Source organism: Mycobacterium sp. NGS62 (assembly GCF_059812285.1).
In genome coordinates, this window is record NZ_JCALCK010000015.1 from 1 (window position 1) to 18729 (window position 18729).

The 18729-nt window shown below is 65.5% G+C and carries 12 protein-coding genes; 5 read left to right on the forward strand and 7 right to left on the reverse strand.

The genetic code is table 11. The features are described from left to right. From AC5Y49_RS22355 to AC5Y49_RS22365, 3 genes are all read right to left on the reverse strand, one after another. A partial coding sequence (locus tag AC5Y49_RS22355) for a TetR/AcrR family transcriptional regulator (protein ID WP_499891361.1) occupies window positions 1-448 on the reverse strand: 448 nt, incomplete at its 3' end. A 109-nt stretch (window positions 449-557) separates the two neighbouring features. Next, window positions 558-1244 (reverse strand): TetR/AcrR family transcriptional regulator, encoded by a 687-nt coding sequence (locus tag AC5Y49_RS22360; protein ID WP_499891363.1) that lies wholly within the window; start codon window positions 1242-1244, stop codon window positions 558-560. 55 nt (window positions 1245-1299) lie between these two features. Beyond that, the gene (locus AC5Y49_RS22365) at window positions 1300-2184 is read right to left on the reverse strand and encodes an alpha/beta fold hydrolase (RefSeq protein ID WP_499891365.1); all 885 of its coding nucleotides are present in this window, start codon (window positions 2182-2184) and stop codon (window positions 1300-1302) included. A 234-nt stretch (window positions 2185-2418) separates the two neighbouring features. On the opposite strand from AC5Y49_RS22365, the gene AC5Y49_RS22370 reads away from it, so the two are divergent. Further along, entirely contained in the window at window positions 2419-4149 is a 1731-nt protein-coding gene (locus AC5Y49_RS22370; RefSeq protein ID WP_499891481.1) for an MOSC domain-containing protein, read from the forward strand. A gap of 83 nt (window positions 4150-4232) precedes the next feature. Here the strand turns inward: AC5Y49_RS22370 and AC5Y49_RS22375 are convergent, their stop codons facing one another. Continuing rightward, entirely contained in the window at window positions 4233-7931 is a 3699-nt protein-coding gene (locus AC5Y49_RS22375) for a multifunctional oxoglutarate decarboxylase/oxoglutarate dehydrogenase thiamine pyrophosphate-binding subunit/dihydrolipoyllysine-residue succinyltransferase subunit (protein ID WP_499891367.1), read from the reverse strand. 188 nt (window positions 7932-8119) lie between these two features. Then, entirely contained in the window at window positions 8120-8875 is a 756-nt protein-coding gene (locus tag AC5Y49_RS22380; RefSeq protein ID WP_499891368.1) for a hypothetical protein, read from the reverse strand. Window positions 8876-9057: 182 nt separating this feature from the next. Between AC5Y49_RS22380 and AC5Y49_RS22385 the strand changes: the two genes are divergently transcribed. Together AC5Y49_RS22385 and AC5Y49_RS22390 are read left to right on the forward strand one after the other, a co-directional pair. After that, a complete protein-coding gene (locus AC5Y49_RS22385; RefSeq protein ID WP_499891370.1) occupies window positions 9058-9663 on the forward strand; it encodes a PadR family transcriptional regulator in 606 nt (201 codons plus the stop codon). Further along, window positions 9660-11657 carry an MFS transporter gene (locus tag AC5Y49_RS22390; protein WP_499891371.1) on the forward strand — a complete coding sequence of 666 codons (1998 nt, stop codon included), beginning with the start codon at window positions 9660-9662 and terminating at the stop codon, window positions 11655-11657. Before AC5Y49_RS22385 ends, AC5Y49_RS22390 begins: the two co-directional genes overlap by 4 nt. Here the strand turns inward: AC5Y49_RS22390 and AC5Y49_RS22395 are convergent. Continuing rightward, the gene (locus AC5Y49_RS22395; protein WP_499891373.1) at window positions 11654-15085 is read right to left on the reverse strand and encodes a TM0106 family RecB-like putative nuclease; all 3432 of its coding nucleotides are present in this window, start codon (window positions 15083-15085) and stop codon (window positions 11654-11656) included. The two genes, AC5Y49_RS22390 and AC5Y49_RS22395, sit on opposite strands and share 4 nt — an antisense overlap. Window positions 15086-15207: 122 nt before the next feature. Then, window positions 15208-15771, reverse strand: a complete 564-nt coding sequence (locus tag AC5Y49_RS22400) for an LppP/LprE family lipoprotein (RefSeq protein WP_499891374.1) — start codon at window positions 15769-15771, stop codon at window positions 15208-15210. 92 nt (window positions 15772-15863) lie between these two features. On the opposite strand from AC5Y49_RS22400, the gene AC5Y49_RS22405 reads away from it, so the two are divergent. Both AC5Y49_RS22405 and AC5Y49_RS22410 read left to right on the forward strand, forming a co-directional pair. Next, complete coding sequence (locus AC5Y49_RS22405) at window positions 15864-17549, forward strand: DEAD/DEAH box helicase (RefSeq protein WP_499891376.1); 1686 nt, start codon at window positions 15864-15866, stop codon at window positions 17547-17549. Continuing rightward, window positions 17546-18685, forward strand: coding sequence for an acyltransferase family protein (locus AC5Y49_RS22410; RefSeq protein ID WP_499891378.1), 1140 nt, complete (start codon window positions 17546-17548; stop codon window positions 18683-18685). Before AC5Y49_RS22405 ends, AC5Y49_RS22410 begins: the two co-directional genes overlap by 4 nt. The last annotated feature ends 44 nt before the right edge of the window (window positions 18686-18729 follow it).

The following is an 18729-nucleotide window of genomic DNA, read 5'->3' on the forward strand; positions in this document are numbered from 1 at the left end:
GCATCGCCGTGAGCCCGGCGCAAAACAGCGCGATCCATTGCTCGTAGCCGGTGGCGATGTCGTGGTGGACATCCTCGTCGGCTTCGATCAGCTCACCGGCGAGCGAACCATAAACACATCCGCCCCGCCGGTACACGGTGTCGGCGTCGGCCACGCAGGTGTCAGCCCAGGCCTGCAGCGCTGCAAGGCTGTCCAGCGGAGCCAGCGGGGGAGCGGTATGAAACGCCACGACATCATTGCGGCGGGCCGCAACGACCTGGCGAGTCAGATCACGCTTGTCCTTGAAGTAATGCGCGACCTGGGAGCCGCTGACGTCGGCGGCGCTGCGGACCTGATCGATACTGGTGCCCGCGATACCGCCTTCGAACATGAGCTTGGCGGCGGCGTCGACAATGCGGGCTCGAGTTGCCTGTCCCTTGCGGGTCAATCGCGAGTCGTCGGACACCATGGGCACGCCTTTGGCACGCGTCAATCGGAAGTTGTCACTGGTCGCCGGGTTCTCGACTGTACCGCCCGTCAGCCGGGCACCGGGTTGCGACGCGCGACGGCATGGCGGTTCAGTGCCGTTCGCGTCGCGCGCGGGGCCGGCGCGGTGGCCGGGCCGCCCGTTCCGCCGGATCGGCCGCGAACATCCGAAGATAGTTCACCGCGAATCGCACTGCGTCGGCGTGCGGCCAGTCCTCGCGGTACGTGAAGGTTAAGGTGGCGCCGCCCTGGTGGGCAGTAACGATCACCAGCGCGAGTTGGCGCGCGTCGGCGTCGGCGACCAGAACGCCCTGATTCTTCAGCTGCTCGATCGCGTGCTCGAGCAACGCGACCCATTGCCGGTAGCCTGCCGCCAGCTCGTCGCGTATCGCGTCGTCGGACTTCGCGAGCTGGCCTGCGAGTGCATGGTAAGTGGGTGTCCCGGCGTAGCCGATGCGCCGTAAGTGGCGCATATTCAGGTCAATCCAGCGCTCGAAGTCCTGCAACGATGTCAGCCCGTGCAGCCGCGGTTGGCGGTGGAAGTCGAGCACCACGTTGATCTGGCGGGCGATGACCGCACGCACCAACTCCTGCTTGTCGGCAAAATAGTGGGCCAGCTGAGAGCCGCTGACCGACGCAGCCTTGCGTACGTTGTCCATGGTGAGCGTCGAGAATCCCGTGCGGATGATCAGTTCGGCCGCCGCGTCCACGATCCGGTCGCGGGTGGCGCGGCCTTTTGCGGTCAACCGTTCTCCGCCGGGCATCTCGGCGCTAACCATGTGCTCAGGCTAGCCGCTCCGCCCCGGCACTATGGGATATCCAACCCACTTGTCATCATCGGTCGGCGTCAGCTGCGGGTAGGTGCTTGCCGAGAAACCCCCGGATCAATTCGGTGACCTCGTCCAGTGCGGACTCCAGCAGGAAATGGCCGCCGTCGAGAAGATGAATCTCGGCGTCGGGTAAGTCGTCGGCGAAGGCGTCGGCGCCCGCTGGACCGAATATCTCGTCGCCGCGACCCCACACCGCCAGCAGTGGCACCCTGCTGGAGCGGAAGTACTCATGCAGCCGCGGATACAGCGGGGAATTGGTCGCGTAGTCGAGGAACAGTTTGAGTTGCACCTCGGCGTTGCCCGGCCGGGAGATCAATGCATAGTCGTGATACCACGATTCCGGGTCGACCAGTGTCTCGTCAGGAACGCCGGTGACGTATTGCCATCGGGTGGCATCGAGGGTGAGAAACTGTCGTACCGCCGCTTCGGTTTCGGGAGTCTGCGCACTGTGGTAGTCCCACACCGTTTTCCAGAAGCTTTCCACGAAGCCGGCGTCGTAGCCGTTGCCGTTTTGACTGACGATCGCTGTGATCGCGGTCGGGTTCTCAAGGGCCAGCCGCCACCCGATCGGAGCGCCATAGTCCTGCACATACATCGCATACCGATCGATGCCCAGCGTGCGCAGCAAGCCGGCGGTCAACTCGGTCAGGGCATCGAAGGTGTAGTCGAAGTCCGCGACGCCCGGCGCGTCGGAGAGCCCGAAGCCCAGATGATCGGGCGCGATCACGTGATAGCGGTCGGCCAGTGCGGGTATCAGATGACGGAACATGTAGGAGCTGGTCGGAAATCCGTGTAAGAGAACCAGCGTCGGGGCGTCGGCGTCGCCGGCCTCGCGGTAGAACAACCGGTGACCACCGATGGCGGCGTAGCGATGATGAACGCTCGGCATGAGCGATCCTCCTCGGTCGATTCGTCGAAACCATTGTTCTGGGTTGCACATCCCAGTATGCACCATCGTTGGCGCTTCGCAATAGCCGCGCCAGTAACTGTTGACGCATTCGCCAGATCCCGCATATTCTGGGCGAGCCATCCCAATTTTGTCCCGAGGCTCGGAGGCGGTCCGATGGCGGCGCTCAAGGTCGACGATGCGTTTTCGCGTGTACGGAACCCCGCGGGGCCGGCGGTGGCGCGGCTTGTGTCGGTCAATGTCGGCATGCCCAAAGACGTGCAATGGCGGGGCAAGACGGTGCACACCGGAATCTGGAAGGTGCCCGTGGACGGCCCGATCATGGTGCGCCGGCTCAACATCGACGGCGACGGCCAGGGCGATCTTGCCGGACATGGTGGCGAACAACGGGCGGTGTTGGTCTATCAACTTGAGTCGTACGACTATTGGAAGGCCCACCTGCGCCGCGACGACCTTCGCCCGGCCCACTTCGGCGAAAATTTCACTATCCGTGGGCTCAGTGACCGGGACGTCTGTATCGGCGACCGATACCGCATCGGCGATGCTGAGTTTGAAGTTACCCAGCCACGCGTCACCTGCTTCCGGGTCGGCATGCGCCTCGGCGAACCCGACATGCCCAATCTGCTGGTGGCACATCACCGCCCCGGCTTCTACTTCCGGGTGATCACCGAAGGTCAGGTGCAAGCCGGCGACGCGATCGTGTTGACCCGGCGCGGCCCACACGAGCTCAGCGTCGCCGACGTCGACGCGCTGTTGTATCTACCCGACCGCGACATGGCCCAACTCCGCAAAGCCGTGGACGTGGCGGCACTCAGCCCGGGCTGGCAACAGTCGTTCCATGACATGCTCACGCAGAGTTCGGGTGTGCCGGCGGCGCCGTCGATCGGCGTCGAACGTGGATGGACGGGATTCAGGCCGTTGCGAGTCAGCGCAATCGACCACGAGACCGCCTCGGTGTTGTCGATTCGGTTTGAATCCGACGACGACGCCGGGCTGCCGAGGCCGCTTCCCGGGCAGTACCTCACGGTGCGGATCCCCGACGCGGGTGATCCACCGCCGATGCGCAGTTACTCACTCTCGGGCGACCCTGCAGCAAGCGACTACCGCATCAGCGTCAAACGCGAAGACCGCGGCCTGGTAAGTCGTTGGCTGCATGCCCATGTCAAAGTCGGTTCGATTGTCGAAGCGGCCGCCCCGCGCGGCGACTTCTGCCTCACCGACGGCAGCGCTCCCGTCGTCTTGATCTCAGCCGGCATCGGTGCCACTCCCGTGCTGGCCATGCTGCACGCTCTGGCCGCGGCCAACAGCAACCGCTGCATCAGGTGGCTGCACACGACACGCAACACCGAGAGCCACGCTTTCGCAGCAGAAGTCACTGGTCTGATCACCTCGCTACCCGATGCTCAGCAATTCGTTTTCTACACAGCCGCCATGCAAGCCGACGACGGCATCACCCTCGGTCATCTGGACCGGCAATCGATTGCCGCATTGGAGCTACCCACCGACGCGGCTGTCTACCTCTGTGGCCCAGAGGCATTCATGGATGCCATGCGCGACGGGCTGGCTGCCTGCGGATTCAGGTCCGGGCAGATCCACACCGAACTGTTCGGCGCATTGCCTGCCATCAACCCCGGCGTCGTCTCCGCGCCGAAGACCACCCGCCCGCATCTGCCCCCGGGCGCCCCGGGGGCGGGCCCGGCAATCACCTTCGCGCGCAGCGGGCTCACGGTCAATTGGTCAGCGGACTACGGCTCCATTCTGGAGCTCGCTGAGACTTGCGACGTGCCAACACGATTCGCCTGTCGAAGCGGCGTCTGCCACACCTGCGTCACCGGAATCGTCGCGGGCACACCGGCCTACCTGCAACCGCCGTTGGAAGAGCCGCCGCAGGGGACGGTACTCATCTGCTGCGCGGCGCCCCGTGACGACCTCGTCCTCGACCTGTGAGCAATGCCCGCCGCGAGCGTGCGCAAAATACGCGATTGGCTCGGCGTGTCGTGCGGGGACACGCACGCTCGGCGCAATAAAGCTCAGCTGAAGGCCAGGTCGATGATTTCCTGCTGCTCGACGGCGTGCACCTTCGACGAGCCCGACGACGGCGCCGACATCGCCCGGCGCGAAATCCGTTTGATCCCGGTCAACTTGTCCGGCAGCAACTCGGGCAACTCCAAACCGAATCGCGGCCAGGCACCCTGGTTAGCCGGCTCCTCTTGCACCCAGAAAAATTCCTTGACGTCGGAATAGCGGTCCAGGGTTTCGTTGAGCCGTCGTTTAGGCAGCGGCGCCAGCTGTTCGATCCGCACAATCGCGACGTCGTCGCGCTCGTCCTTGGCCTTGCGGGCTACCAATTCGTAGTAGATCTTCCCGCTGGTCAGCAGGATGCGCCTGACCTTGCTCCGATCACCGTCGCCGTCCTCGTACGTCGGCTCCTCGAGCACCGAACGGAACTTGATCTCGGTGAAGTCCTTGAGGTCGCTGACCGCGGCCTTGTTGCGCAGCATCGATTTCGGAGTGAAAACGATCAGCGGCCGCTGAATTCCGTCCAGCGCGTGCCGGCGCAACAGGTGGAAGTAGTTCGCCGGGGTCGACGGCATCGCGATGGTCATCGACCCCTCCGCCCACAGTTGTAGGAAGCGTTCGATGCGGCCGGACGTGTGGTCGGGACCCTGGCCCTCATGGCCGTGCGGCAGCAGCAGCACCACGTTGGACAACTGGCCCCACTTGGCTTCGCCGGAGCTGATGAACTCGTCGATGATCGACTGAGCGCCGTTGAGGAAGTCGCCGAACTGCGCCTCCCACATCACGACTGCATCCGGGTTACCTACCGTGTAGCCGTATTCGAAACCGACGGCGGCGAATTCGGACAGCGGCGAGTCGTAGACCAGAAACCTGCCGCCGGTCGGACTGCCGTCGAGATTAGTGGCCAGCAGCTGCAGCGGGGTGAACTCCGCGCCGGTCATCCGGTCGATGATCACCGAATGCCGTTGGGAGAACGTGCCGCGGCGGGTGTCCTGGCCCGACAGTCGCACCAGCTTCCCCTCGGCCACCAGCGATCCCAGCGCCAGCAGCTCGCCGAACGCCCAGTCGACCTTCCCCTCGTAGGCCATCTCCCGCCGCTTCTCCAGCACCGGCTTGACGCGCGGGTGCACGGTGAACCCCTCGGGAACGGCTAGGTGCGCGTCGCCGATCCGGGCCAGCAGCGACTTGTCCACCGCGGTGGACAATCCCGCTGGAATCATCTGGTGGGACTCCACCGATTCGCTGGGTAGTGCTCCGTGCTTCTCCAGCTCGCGAACCTCGTTGAATACCCGCTCCAACTGGCCCTGGTAGTCGCGCAGGGCGTCCTCGGCTTCCTTCATCGAGATGTCGCCGCGGCCGATCAGCGCCTCGGTGTAGCTCTTGCGGGAACCGCGCTTGGCGTCGATCACGTCGTACATCGACGGGTTGGTCATCGACGGGTCGTCACCCTCGTTGTGACCACGGCGGCGGTAGCACAGCATGTCGATGACAACGTCCTTGTGGAACTTCTGCCGGAAGTCCACTGCCAGCCGTGCCACCCATTCGCAGGCTTCGGGGTCGTCGCCGTTGACGTGGAAGATCGGCGCCCCAATCATTTTCGCGACGTCGGTGCAGTACTCGCTGGACTTGGAGTGCTCCGGCGAGGTGGTGAAGCCGATCTGGTTGTTGACGATGATGTGGATGGTGCCCCCGACCCGGTAACCGGGCAGCAGCGCCAGGTTCAGCGTCTCGGCCACCACGCCTTGCCCGGCGAAGGCGGCGTCACCGTGCAGCATCATCGGCACCACCGAGAACCCGCTCTCGCTGGTGCCCTTGTCGAGCAGGTCCTGCTTGGCCCGCACCAGCCCCTCCAGCACCGGGTCGACGGCTTCGAGGTGCGACGGGTTGGCGGTCAGCGACACCTGAATGTCGTTGTCGCCGAACATCTGGATGTAGACGCCGCTGGCGCCGAGGTGGTACTTGACGTCGCCGGAGCCGTGCGCCTGCGACGGGTTCAGGTTGCCCTCGAACTCGGTGAAGATCTGCGAGTACGGCTTGCCGACGATGTTGGCGAGCACGTTGAGCCGCCCGCGGTGCGGCATGCCGATGACGACCTCGTCGAGTCCGTACTCGGCGCACTGGTCGATGACGGTGTCCATCATCGGGATGACGGTCTCGGCACCCTCCAACGAGAACCGCTTCTGTCCAACGTATTTCGTCTGCAGGAAGGTCTCGAACGCCTCCGCGGCGTTGAGTTTGGACAGGATGTATTTCTGTTGGGCCACCGTCGGCTTGTCGTGCTTGACCTCGACCCGGTCCTGCAGCCACTGCTGTTGTTCGGGCTCGAGGATGTGGGTGTACTCCACACCGACGTGCCGGCAGTAGGCATCGCGCAGCACCGACAGCACGTCGCGCAGCTTCTTGTACTCCGCGCCGGCAAAACCGTTGACCTTGAACACCCGGTCGAGATCCCACAGTGTCAGCCCATGCGTCAGCACGTCCAGGTCGGGGTGACTGCGGAACCGGGTGTTGTCCAGCCGCAGCGGATCGGTGTCGGCCATCAGGTGTCCGCGGTTGCGGTAGGCGGCGATCAATTCGATGACCCGGGCGGTCTTGTCGACGATCGAATCCGGATTGTCCGGGCGCCAGCGCACCGGCTCATACGGGATGGACAGTTCCCGGAAGATCTCGTCCCAGAAGCCGTCCGAGAGCAGCATTTCGTGGATGGTGCGCAGGAAGTCGCCGGATTCCGCGCCCTGAATGATGCGGTGGTCGTAGGTCGACGTCAGCGTGATCAGCTTGCCTATCCCGAGTTCGGCGATGCGTTCGGCGCTGGCGCCTTGAAACTCGGCCGGGTATTCCATTGCGCCGACACCGATGATCGCGCCCTGCCCGGCCATCAGTCGCGGCACCGAATGCACGGTGCCGATGGTGCCCGGATTGGTCAACGAAATCGTCACGCCGGCAAAATCTTCCGCGGTTAACTTGCCGTCGCGCGCGCGCCGCACGATGTCTTCGTATGCGGTGACGAACTGCGCAAATCGCATACTCTCGCAGCGCTTGATACCGGCCACCACCAACGAACGCTTACCGTCCTTGCCCTGCAAATCGATCGCCAGCCCGAGATTGGTGTGCGCCGGTGTCACTGCACTGGGTTTGCCGTCGACCTCGGCGAAGTGCCGATTGAGGTTGGGGAACTCTTTGATCGCCTGCACCACCGCATACCCCAGCAGGTGGGTGAACGAGATCTTGCCGCCCCGATTGCGTTTGAGTTGGTTGTTGATGACGGTTCGGTTGTCGATCAGCAGCTTGGCCGGGATTGCGCGCACGCTGGTGGCCGTCGGCACCTCCAGCGACATGGACATGTTCTTGACGACTGCGGCGGCGGCGCCCCGCAGCACCTGGACTTCATCACCCTCGCCCGGTGTCGGGCCGGCCGGCTTGGCCGGCGCGACCGGTGCGCTGGCGGCGCCATTGCCCGGCGCTGCGGTGGTGGTGGGTGGTGCGGACGGTTTGGGGCGCGGTGCAGGCGCAGGCTCTGGAGCGGCTGGAGCTGAGGTGGCCGGTTGCCCGTCACTCGTGGTCGGGGTGTCAATCGTGGGCTCGGGGTTGTAGTCGACCAAAAACTCATGCCAGCTCGGATCGACCGAGGAGGGGTCGTCCCGGAACTTGCGGTACATCTCCTCGACCAGCCATTCGTTCTGCCCGAATGGTGAACTTGTACTGCTCACGGCAGCTGCTCGCCTCTCACTTACGGCGGTCCTGTAATTTCCGCCCCATAAAGGCTAACCCTTTGTCGACGATCGGGTTGGTGGTGCCGAGACTGCGGTGACGACGCTGAGACTGCGGCCAGCGCACGCCCGAGCGTCTCTGGGGCACCGTCACCGCAGTCTCGGCACTCCAGACGCAGACTCGCCGGCTAGCCGGCTGCGTCGCGAACGGTCGGCAGCAGATGCAGCGTCACCGGCCACCGGGCGGGAGGCCCGCCGAACGCCTTACGGGTATTACGGACGATCTTCTTGCCGACCATCCGATTGCCGATCGCGCCGATGAGGGCACCGATACCGGCCGGCAGCAGTTTGCCGAACAGCAGAGCGCCGCGGCGAAGTGTGTAGCGCTTGACGGCGTACTTGAGCAGTCGCGAATTCAGCTGCGACACCGCCGGCATCGGCAGTGACGCCACGCCGTCGGATAGCCAGGCTCCGCTGGTGCGGCCCGGGCCGATCAGCTCAGCGATGGCGTGCTTGCTGTCGTCGCCGACCAGCACAGCGAGCACTAGGGCGCGGCGCCGTTCCCGGTTTTCGGTGGGGATGCCATGTACCGCGGCCGTCGCCAACGCGAAGAACGCGGTGGCCTCGAGGAAAACCGCGGTTTCTCCGGCGGCCGCAGACAGCGCCGCCAGGGTGCCGATGCCCGGCAAGGCTGCTGCCGACCCGACCGCCGCACCGCTGGCCGTGACTGCGGCCAGGTAACGCTTCTCGAGCTTCGAGGCGATGGCGGCCGGGTTGGCCCCGGGGTTTGTGCGGCGCAGCCGTTCCACGTAAGCCCTGGCCACCGGCTCCTGTGCCCGCGCGGTGCGTTCGATGACGTGCGCCAAAGCGCGCACCGATGCTTTTGGCTTGTTGTTGCCGGCGGTCTGGGGAATCCCCGCTGACCCGGTCCGTCGGGCGCTCATAGTGCCTCCGAATCCAGTGCCCGGCCTTCCCTCGGACCATTGCACGGTCCGCATCGCTGCCGGACGAGATGGCGTCACCTCAGGTTAGCGCCGCTCCAGCCAAAGCCGGGGGAGGCATCAAGGTCGATTACTCCACCCGGAATAATCCGGGCCGACTACTTCGGGCGAACAGGAAGCACGCAATGGCCTACCAACCGACCTCGTTGGGCGTCGCGGTGTTGGCGCTGCTGCAGGAGCGCCCGATGCACGGCTACGAGATGTTCCAGACCTTGATCCAGCGGCAGGCGGACCGCATCGTGAAAATCCGGCCGGGATCGCTGTACCACGTTGTCGACCGGCTGACCGAGGAGAAGTTGATTCGCTGCGCCACCGCCGGGCGCGAGGGCAACCGGCCCGAGCGCGCCATCTATGAGATCACCGACGCCGGCGTGGAGATGCTCAACGAGCGGGTGCGCCACATGGTGGCCACTCCGGTCGAGGAGTTCCCGCAGTTCGCCGCCGCGCTTGCCGAGATCGATACGCTCGATCCGGAAGCCGCGGCGAACGCCGTCGACGACCGCGTCGGGGCGATGGAGGCCAAGGCCGCCGAAATCATGGCGCTCCGCGACGGTGGTGTCGCACCGGCCAGCGCCTATCAACTGGCGTTCGACTACCTGCTGGCGACAGTGGAAGCCGAAGTTGTCTGGCTACGAGGGCTTGCCGAGTCGCTGCGTTCCGGTCGGCTGCCGTGGCCGCAGTCGGTCCGAGCTGACACGAGCATGGAAAGCCGAGACGAGGTGGGAATATGACGGCGCCGGGCGGGGCGAGGGTCCGGGGGCGATCTGCCGGCGGCCCGTACCGCGGCGCTGCGACGGTGCCGCGCACGCGCGCGAACACGCCGAACCCCTGGAACGCGCTCTGGGCGATGATGGTGGGCTTCTTCATGATCCTGCTGGACTCGACGATCGTCGCGGTCGCCAATCCCAGCATCATGACCAGGCTGGAAACCGGATACGACACGGTGATCTGGGTGACCAGCGCCTACCTACTGGCCTACGCGGTGCCGCTGCTGGTGGCGGGCCGACTCGGTGACCGCTTCGGCCCGAAGAACCTCTACTTGGCCGGTCTGGCCTTGTTCACCGCTGCCTCGATGTTGTGTGGCCTGTCGGGAAGCATCGGCATGCTGATTGGCGCCCGGGTGGTCCAGGGAATCGGTGCCGCCGTATTGACCCCGCAGACTCTGTCGACGATCACCCGAATCTTCCCCGCCGAGCGTCGCGGGATGGCCATGAGCGTGTGGGGCGCCACCGCCGGCGTCGCCACTCTGGTCGGACCGCTGGCCGGCGGCCTGCTGGTCGACGCGCTGGGCTGGGAGTGGATCTTTTTCGTCAATGTCCCGGTGGGCATCATCGGGCTGGGACTCGGAGTTTGGTTGATTCCGCAGTTGCCCATTCACACTCACCGATTCGATCTGGCCGGTGTCGCGCTGTCCGCGGTGGGCATGTTCCTCATCGTCTTCGCCCTGCAGGAGGGACAGTCCGCGGGGTGGGCGCCCTGGATTTGGGCGGTGATCGTGGCCGGTATCGGGTTCATGGTGGCGTTCGTGTACTGGCAGTCGGTGAACACCCGCGAACCGCTGATCCCGCTGGACATCTTCCGCGATCGCGACTTCAGCCTGTCCAACCTCGGCGTAGCGGTCATCGGATTCGCCTCCACCGCGATGGTGTTGCCGTTGATGTTCTATGCGCAGGCGGTATGCGGATTGTCTCCCACCCGCTCGGCGCTGCTGACCGCGCCGATGGCGATCACCAGTGGCCTGCTCGCCCCGATCGTCGGCAGGATCGTCGACCGGGCCCATCCGCGGTCGGTTGTCGGCTTCGGCTTCTCGGTATTGGCGATCGCGCTGACCTGGCTCTCGATCGAGATGACACCATCCACCCCGATTTGGCAGCTGGTGCTGGTGTTCATCGCAATGGGGTTCGGGATGGCGTTCGTGTGGCAACCGCTGGGCGCCACCGCAACACGGAACCTGCCGCCCAGCCTGGCGGGTGCCGGTTCGGGTGTCTACAACGCGACCCGTCAGGTCGGCGCGGTGCTCGGTAGCGCCAGCATCGCCGCATTCATGACCTCACGGATCACTGCGGAGTTGCCGCCGATGCCGGGCGGTCTGCACCCAGAAGCTGCGGACGGCGGGGCCCTGCAGTTGCCCGAGTTCCTGCGCGATCCGTTCGCGGCCGCGATGTCCCAGTCGATGCTGTTACCCGCCTTCATCGCGCTGTTCGGGGTGGCCGCTGCGATGTTCATGCTCGGCTTCGGCGCTTCGGCCCTTGGCAGCCAACGTAGTTCCCGGCGTAGCGATGCCGCCGACGACGTTTCCGGCGATCGTTTGGCTACCCGAACCGGCCGGCTGCGTGCGATGCCGAACGTCTCAGACGATTTCGACGATTACGTGGAGTACCTGGTACCTCGCGCTCCCCGTGCGCCGCGCCGACCGCCCCGACAGCCGGATGCCGACGACAGCGATACGGAGCCGCTCAGAGCCCCCGCCGGAGATCGCCGATACTCACCCGCCGACACTGCCGGTCCTATTGGCTTCGCCCACAACGGCTTCCACGTCGACGAGGAGCGGCGCCTGCGGTCGATCGCGCAGCTCTCGCCGCGCGCGAATCACCACCGCGACGTCGCCCGCCACCGATTCGGTGACGATGAACCCCCGCGCAACAAGCATTACCGGGCCGATCCCGACCAGGCCGATCCCGAAAGGCCGCCGGGATATGGAAGGCACTCGTTCCGCGACGACTAGCTACTAGGACCTGAAAAAGTCAGCGCGCCGGTCGATGTCAGCGCCAGGAACGCACCCAGATCCACCAGGCCGCCCGGAGTAGTCGGCAGGTAGTCGGTGAGTGTTTCAGACCGCACGATCACCGCCGCGTATTGCGCACGGCTGACTGCTACGTTCAACCGGTTTCGGTTGAGCAGGAATGGAACTCCGCGCGGGATATCCTCGATGGACGACGCCGTCATCGAGACGAAGACCACCGGTGCTTCGGCGCCTTGAAACTTGTCGACGGTTCCGACCTGGACGTCGCCGAGACGCGCGGCGCTCAAATACTGTCGCAGCAGCACCACTTGAGCGTTGTAGGGCGCCAGCACCAGCACATCGGCGGCTCGCAGCCGACGCGTGCCGTCGTCATCGGTCCACGACGAGCCGAGCAGGCGCGCGATCTCGGCGACGATAGCCTCGGCTTCCTGCGGGCTCTCGATCGAATTGTTCTCGTGGCGGACCGCCACCACATGAATGCCGGGCGCATACCCGTCAAGGTGACGTGCGGCGGTGCGCTCGGCATACGACTCCAGGCGGCCTTCGTAGGACAGCCTCGAGACCGGCCCGCAGACCGCGGGATGCATTCGGTATGAGCGATCGAGGAAGTATCCGCGTTCGGCCGACAACGTGCGCTTGCCGTCGACCAGCCAGCCCAACGCGGAGGTGTCGACCGGTTCGGGATGGGTGCCCTGGCTGACCTGAGGCAGCTGTTGTGGATCACCCAGCAGCAGCAGGTTTTTAGCTGCCGACGCCACCGCAATGGTGTTCGCCAAACAGAATTGGCCGGCCTCGTCGATCACCAGCAAGTCCAAGCTGGCCGGCGGTACACGATTGCGGTTGGCGAAGTCCCATGCCGTGCCACCGATCAGGCAGCCAGCGGTGTTGTCGATGAATCCGGGATACTGGTTCTCGTCGATGTGCTGCCATTGCGGCTCTTTATTGCCGTGTCGTTTCTTGGCCACCCGCTGCGGGTCGATTCCCGCTGAGACCGCGCAGTCCAGCAAGTTCTCCACCACGGCGTGTGACTGTGCGACAACTCCGATGCGCCAACCGTGTTCGGCGACGAGTCCGGTGACGACCCGGGCGGCGGTATACGTCTTGCCGGTTCCGGGCGGTCCATGCACCGCGATGTACGACGCGTCCAGGTCCAGCACCGCTGTGGTGATGTCTGCCGCCGCGTCAGTGCTGCGCGGCAGCGCGGCGCCACTGCGGGTTCGCGGCGCACGGCGCAACAGGATGTCGAAGACGGCGGAGCGGGGAAGTTTGGGTAACACGGCGGCGAGGCCGGCGGCCGCCGATTCGATCGAGTCCCGCAGGTTGTTTGTCGGGATGGGCTGCCCCGGGGTAAGTGCGAACGGAAGTTGGTGAAACGTATTGCCGTTCTTGTGCGTTCGCTCGAGGATCACCACTTCGGTGGGGATTGTGGGGTCATCGGCCTCGATCACCGTCGCCTTGCCGGCGGCTCGGCGGTCCGGATCTTCGACCATGCCGGCCGGCGCCGGCGCCTCGTATAGTGCGAACACCGACGATTTGAGTTCCCCGCGCGCCAGTGCGCCGGTTAGTCGTACTCGCCGCTGCGGCTTGTGCGCGCGTGGCGGCGTATGCCAGTCGACTGCCACCGAACCGGCGTCGACGATGAAAACGTCTGAATCGTCTGCCCATTCGTCGACGGGGTAGTTCAAGCGGTCGAAGTGTGCCCACCAGAAGGGTTTGTCCTCGCGACGGTGGTAGCCGCGGGCTGCGGCCATCAGGGCGACCGCGGTCTGCTCTGGACTGCGGTCGGCGGCAGCGGCATCGCCGGTGAACTCGGCCAGCGCCGTCGCCAGCGGGTCGTGATGTTCTATGTCTTCCCCGTCCGACACCGGTTGGGCGCCAACCGGTGTGACGCCCGATTCGGACGCCCGCCTCAGCAGCCAGTCGCGCAGCCCGCGAGTCGCACGGCAGTCGTAGTGGTTGTAGTCCTCGATTTCCTTCAGCACGGTTGCCGCGTCGTCGGCGCGGCCTTCAGCCCGCAGGTCGCAGAATCGGGCGTATTGGGTGATCGAATCGGTGGCCGTGGTGACTTCGCCAGAGCGCAGCTCTCGTCCCATGAACAGCGGCTCCAGCGCCTTGAGGCCGAAAGACTCGGCGCCGACTCGAATACTCTTGCGCACCAGGGGGTACAAGTCGACCAGGGTGCCGCTGCGCAGCAAGTCGTCGACGTCGTCCTCGCCGACACCATACCGTCCGGCCAGGCGCAGCAGTGCGGTCTTCTCGTACGACGCGTAATGGTAGATATGCATGTTGGGGTGACGCTTGCGGCGGTCGGCCACCATTGCGAGGAAATCCGCCAACGCCTTTCGCTCGTCGGCCCGGTCGTGCGCCCACAGCGGGCAGAATGCGCCGCTGGCTTCCAGTACGCCGAACAGATATTCCAGTCCCCATTCGCCGCCGCTTGCCGTCCAGAGCGGATCGCCCTCGAAGTCGAAGAACAGGTCGCCGTCGTCGGGCTCGGGCAGCAGCGCCAACGGCTTAGCATCAGCGATCTCGTACTGCGGAATACCGGTATCACGTTGCCGCACTTGAAGTTTAGCTTGCGCGGTCAGGTTGTCGAGCGTCCGCGTCGCCAAGTCCGGCACAGGTCCGCTGTGGTCGGCGAGCTCGGCCAGTGTGCCGATGCCGGCGTCGAGCAGCTTGGCCCGCTGGCTGACGCGCAGGCCGGCGACCAACAACAAGTCATCGGCGGCGCGGACTTGCTCGGTGCATTCCGGGCAGCGGAAACATGCCCGCACCCGCTCGTCGTCCCAGCGGACCGGCCCGTCGGCGGCGTAGTGCTCGTCGAGTAGCTGCTGCACCGACGCGCGCTGGGCGTGGTAGACGGGGATCAGCTCGTCGACGCGGTAGCGCAGCACAGTGTCATCGCCGAGGATCAACTCGGCTTCTGGCGCCACCGGAACACCCGAGCGGGCCAGCGTATCGGCATAGGCGGCCAGTTGCAGCAGCGCGGTGACTTTGGCCGAGCGGGCCAGCTTGGTGTCGGCGACGCGGTAGCGGTCGCCGTCACGCACCAGGAAGTCGGCGAACCCGACGAAACGCCCGTCGAACATCGCCGCCTGATACACCACCGGCGCGCCGCCGACGATGGCACGTTGGGTGGCCTCGGCCGCGGCGGTCAACCCGGCGGCGGTGTATGCCGGACGGCCGATGATGGCGACCCCGGCGCCGAATTGGCTCCGAAACCGCTCGAGCCGGCGTCGTTCGTGCGCGTCGCCGAGGCGGGCGGTGCGCGCCAGCATGTCGTCCTCGACGGCCAGCTTGGGGCCGCGGCCGAGCTTCGCGTCGAAGTTGCGCAGCAGCGCGTATTCGCATTGGGAGGCCGCTGCAAGGTCCGACGCGCTGTAGATGACATCCCCGCCGGTAACGAACACAGCAGCAACTGTAGGTGAGGCCACCGACAGAATCGGGCGGTCAACTCGCTCCGAGGGTGCGCAAACCCGGGAAATTCAACGGCGTGTCGGCCGGGGACACGCACACTCGCGGCAAACGGGTGTCAGCCGGGGGTGTTGCCGATCAGCTCCACCCCATTGCCGTTCCAGCGGAACTTCACCACGCTGGCCAAGCCGTTGATGCCGCTGGAGTATGTCAGCGCCACGGTGTCGCCGGTGCTTTGCGCCGTGTCCAAGCCGTTGAACCCGAACGTATCGGGCACCCCCTGCGGGATGTATTTGCCGAGATGAAACATCACCGCTCTGGTATTGGGATTGGTGGCGTTGGTATTGGCCTTGACGATCACCGCGGACAGTTGAGCGCACTCGTTGTAGTTGCCCGCCAGCGGCTCGGGGTTCCAGGGCTGCTGGCTGCGCGGGTCGCGGGGCAACTCCGAGACCGCCCGAGCGATCGCGGGATCGGCGAGATCGATCGCGCACGGGTCGGCCGGTCCGGCGGAGGTGCTGGTCGGGGCAGTTTGGACCGGGGCGCCGGGCTTGCCGGCGGGCGCACTTGCAGGGGGCGTCGACGCCTGTGGCGTCTTGGACACCGTCGAGTCGCCCGGACTGCAACCGGCCAGGGCCGCGGCCAACAGCACGACCACGACGCCTCCGGCATGCCTGCACACAACGCTGCACCGTACCGCCACGAGACATGCGGGCGTGGCAGGCGCGGCTGAGAACGATCTCGTCGCGTCGCGACCACTAGACTGCAGGTCCGATGACCTCCCCAGATACCGCGACTACGACGTTTGCCGACCTGCAGATTCACCCCTCGGTGCTGCAGGCCGTCGTCGACGTCGGCTACGAGTCGCCCTCAGCGATCCAGGCAGCGACGATCCCGGCGCTGCTGGCGGGGTCCGACGTCGTGGGCCTGGCACAGACCGGCACCGGCAAGACGGCCGCCTTCGCGATCCCGATCCTGTCCAAGATCGACACCAGCAGCAAAGCGACCCAGGCGCTGGTGCTGGCCCCGACCCGCGAACTCGCGCTGCAAGTGGCGGAGGCCTTCAGCCGCTACGGCGCGCATCTGCCGAGGATCAATGTGTTGCCGATTTACGGCGGGTCGTCCTATGCCGTGCAGTTGGCCGGGCTCAAACGCGGCGCACAGGTCGTCGTCGGCACTCCCGGCCGAGTCATCGACCACCTCGAACGGGGAACGCTGGATCTGTCCCGGGTCGACTACCTGGTGCTCGACGAGGCCGACGAGATGCTCACCATGGGGTTTGCCGAAGACGTCGAGCGCATCTTGTCGGATACCCCGGAATACAAGCAGGTCGCCTTATTCTCGGCGACGATGCCGCCGGCGATCCGCAAACTGACGGCCAAATACCTGCATGAGCCGCTCGAGGTGACCGTCGAAACGAAAACCGCGACGGCAGAGAATATTTCGCAGCGTTACATCCAGGTCGCCGGTCCGCGTAAGATGAACGCGCTGACCCGAGTCCTCGAGGTGGAGCCGTTCGAGGCGATGATCGTCTTCGTCCGTACCAAGCAGGCCACCGAAGAAGTCGCCGAAAAGCTCCGTGCCCGAGGGTTTTCCGCCGCCGCCATCAACGGCGACATTCCGCAGGCCCAGCGCGAGCGGACCATCGCCGCGCTGCGGGACGGCGGCCTGGACATTCTGGTCGCCACCGATGTGGCCGCCCGTGGACTGGACGTGGAGCGCATCTCGCATGTGCTCAACTACGACATCCCGCATGACACCGAGTCGTACGTGCACCGGATCGGGCGTACCGGCAGGGCCGGGCGGTCGGGCGCCGCATTGCTGTTCGTCTCCCCGCGAGAGCGCCACCTGCTCAAGGCCATCGAGAAGGCGACCAGGCAAAAGCTCGCCGAAGCCGACCTACCCACCGTCGAGGACGTCAACGCGCAGCGGGTGGCGAAGTTCGCCGACTCGATCACCGACACGCTTGGCTCGCCGGGAATCGAGTTGTTCCGCAGTCTGGTCGAGGATTACGAACGCGAACACGACGTCCCGATGGCCGACATCGCAGCGGCGCTGGCGCTGCAGTCACGCGACGGCGACGCGTTCCTGATGGCTCCCGAACCACCGCCCGAGCGGCGCGCTAAAGAACATCGCGACCGGCCGGTCAAATCCAAACGGGGCCAAGGGCCGAAGGAGGGATTCGCCACCTACCGCATCGCAGTGGGCAAGCGGCACAAGGTCGGTCCTGGCGCCATCGTCGGCGCTATCGCCAACGAGGGCGGTTTGCACCGCAGCGATTTCGGCCACATCACTATCGGGCCGGACTTCTCGCTAGTGGAGCTTCCCGCGAAGTTACCTCGTGCAGCACTCAAAGCCCTTGAACGCACCCGTATTTCGGGAGTACTCATCAATCTGCGGCCCGATCACCGCCATAGTGGACCCAGCGCCGGCAAAACACGCCGGAAAAAGACCGGATGACCGTCTCAGAACCCACCACCGCCCAGGGCGGGCTGGAACAGACTTCCGGGCCGGACCGGGTCGCGTCCCTCACCGGCATCCGCGCGGTCGCCGCACTGCTGGTGGTCGGCACCCACGCCGCCTACACCACCGGAAAGTACGTCCAGGGCTATTTCGGTTTGGTCGGATCACGAATGGAGATCGGTGTGCCGATCTTCTTCGTGCTGTCGGGCTTCCTGCTGTTTCGTCCCTGGGTGCAGTCGGTCGCCACCGGCGCGCCCGCACCGTCGGTCAGTCGTTATGCGTGGCATCGCGTTCGGCGCATCATGCCCGCCTACATCGTCGCGGTGCTGGCCGCCTACCTGGTCTATCAGTTCCGGACCGCCGGTCCGAACCCCGGGCACACCTGGTTTGGGCTGTTTCGCAACCTCACCCTGACGCAGATCTACACGGGCAACTATCTGATGTCGTATCTGCATCAAGGACTCACCCAAATGTGGAGCCTGGCAGTGGAAGTCGCCTTCTATGCCGTCCTTCCGCTGCTGGCCTACCTGCTGTTGGTGGTGTTGTGCAAACGGCGATGGCAGCCGGTGCGATTGCTGGTCGCGCTCGCGGTACTGGCGTTGATCACCCCGGCGTGGTTGGCCTTCGTGCATGTCGCCACCTCGGTGCCCAACGGGGCCCGAGTGTGGCTGCCCGGCTACCTGGCCTGGTTCATCGGCGGCATGATGCTGGCGGTGCTGCAGGCGATGGGCGCGCGCTGCTACGCCGTCGCCGCGATACCGCTGGCGGTGATCAGCTACTTCATCGTCTCCACGCCGATCGCCGGCGCACCGACCACGTCACCGCAGGGGTTGGTCGAGGCGCTGGTCAAGTCCGGGTTTTATGCGGCCATCGCCACCTTGGCGGTCGCGCCGCTGGCGTTGGGTGACCGCGGTTGGTACAGCTCGCTATTGGCGAGCCGCCCGATGGTGTGGCTCGGCGAGATCTCCTACGAGATTTTCCTGATCCATCTGGTGACGATGGAGATCGCGATGGTTGAGATCGTGCGCTATCGGATCTACACCGGGTCGGCGGTGAACCTGTTTGTGGCGACGCTGGTGATCACCATTCCGCTGGCGTGGCTGTTGCATCGGCTTACCCGGGTGCGCCGCTGACCGGTCCATAATAGGATAGGCTCGCCTAAGTCACGAGGGAAGGG

Bases quoted from the DNA above. Each gene is read 5' to 3' on its own strand.
- AC5Y49_RS22385 (WP_499891370.1), top strand. From the start codon at position 9,058: ATGGCCTACCAACCGACCTCGTTGGGCGTCGCGGTGTTGGCGCTGCTG.
- AC5Y49_RS22390 (WP_499891371.1), top strand. From the start codon at position 9,660: ATGACGGCGCCGGGCGGGGCGAGGGTCCGGGGGCGATCTGCCGGCGGC.
- AC5Y49_RS22365 (WP_499891365.1), bottom strand. From the start codon at position 2,184: ATGCCGAGCGTTCATCATCGCTACGCCGCCATCGGTGGTCACCGGTTG.
- AC5Y49_RS22360 (WP_499891363.1), bottom strand. From the start codon at position 1,244: ATGGTTAGCGCCGAGATGCCCGGCGGAGAACGGTTGACCGCAAAAGGC.
- AC5Y49_RS22405 (WP_499891376.1), top strand. From the start codon at position 15,864: ATGACCTCCCCAGATACCGCGACTACGACGTTTGCCGACCTGCAGATT.
- AC5Y49_RS22410 (WP_499891378.1), top strand. From the start codon at position 17,546: ATGACCGTCTCAGAACCCACCACCGCCCAGGGCGGGCTGGAACAGACT.
- AC5Y49_RS22380 (WP_499891368.1), bottom strand. From the start codon at position 8,875: ATGAGCGCCCGACGGACCGGGTCAGCGGGGATTCCCCAGACCGCCGGC.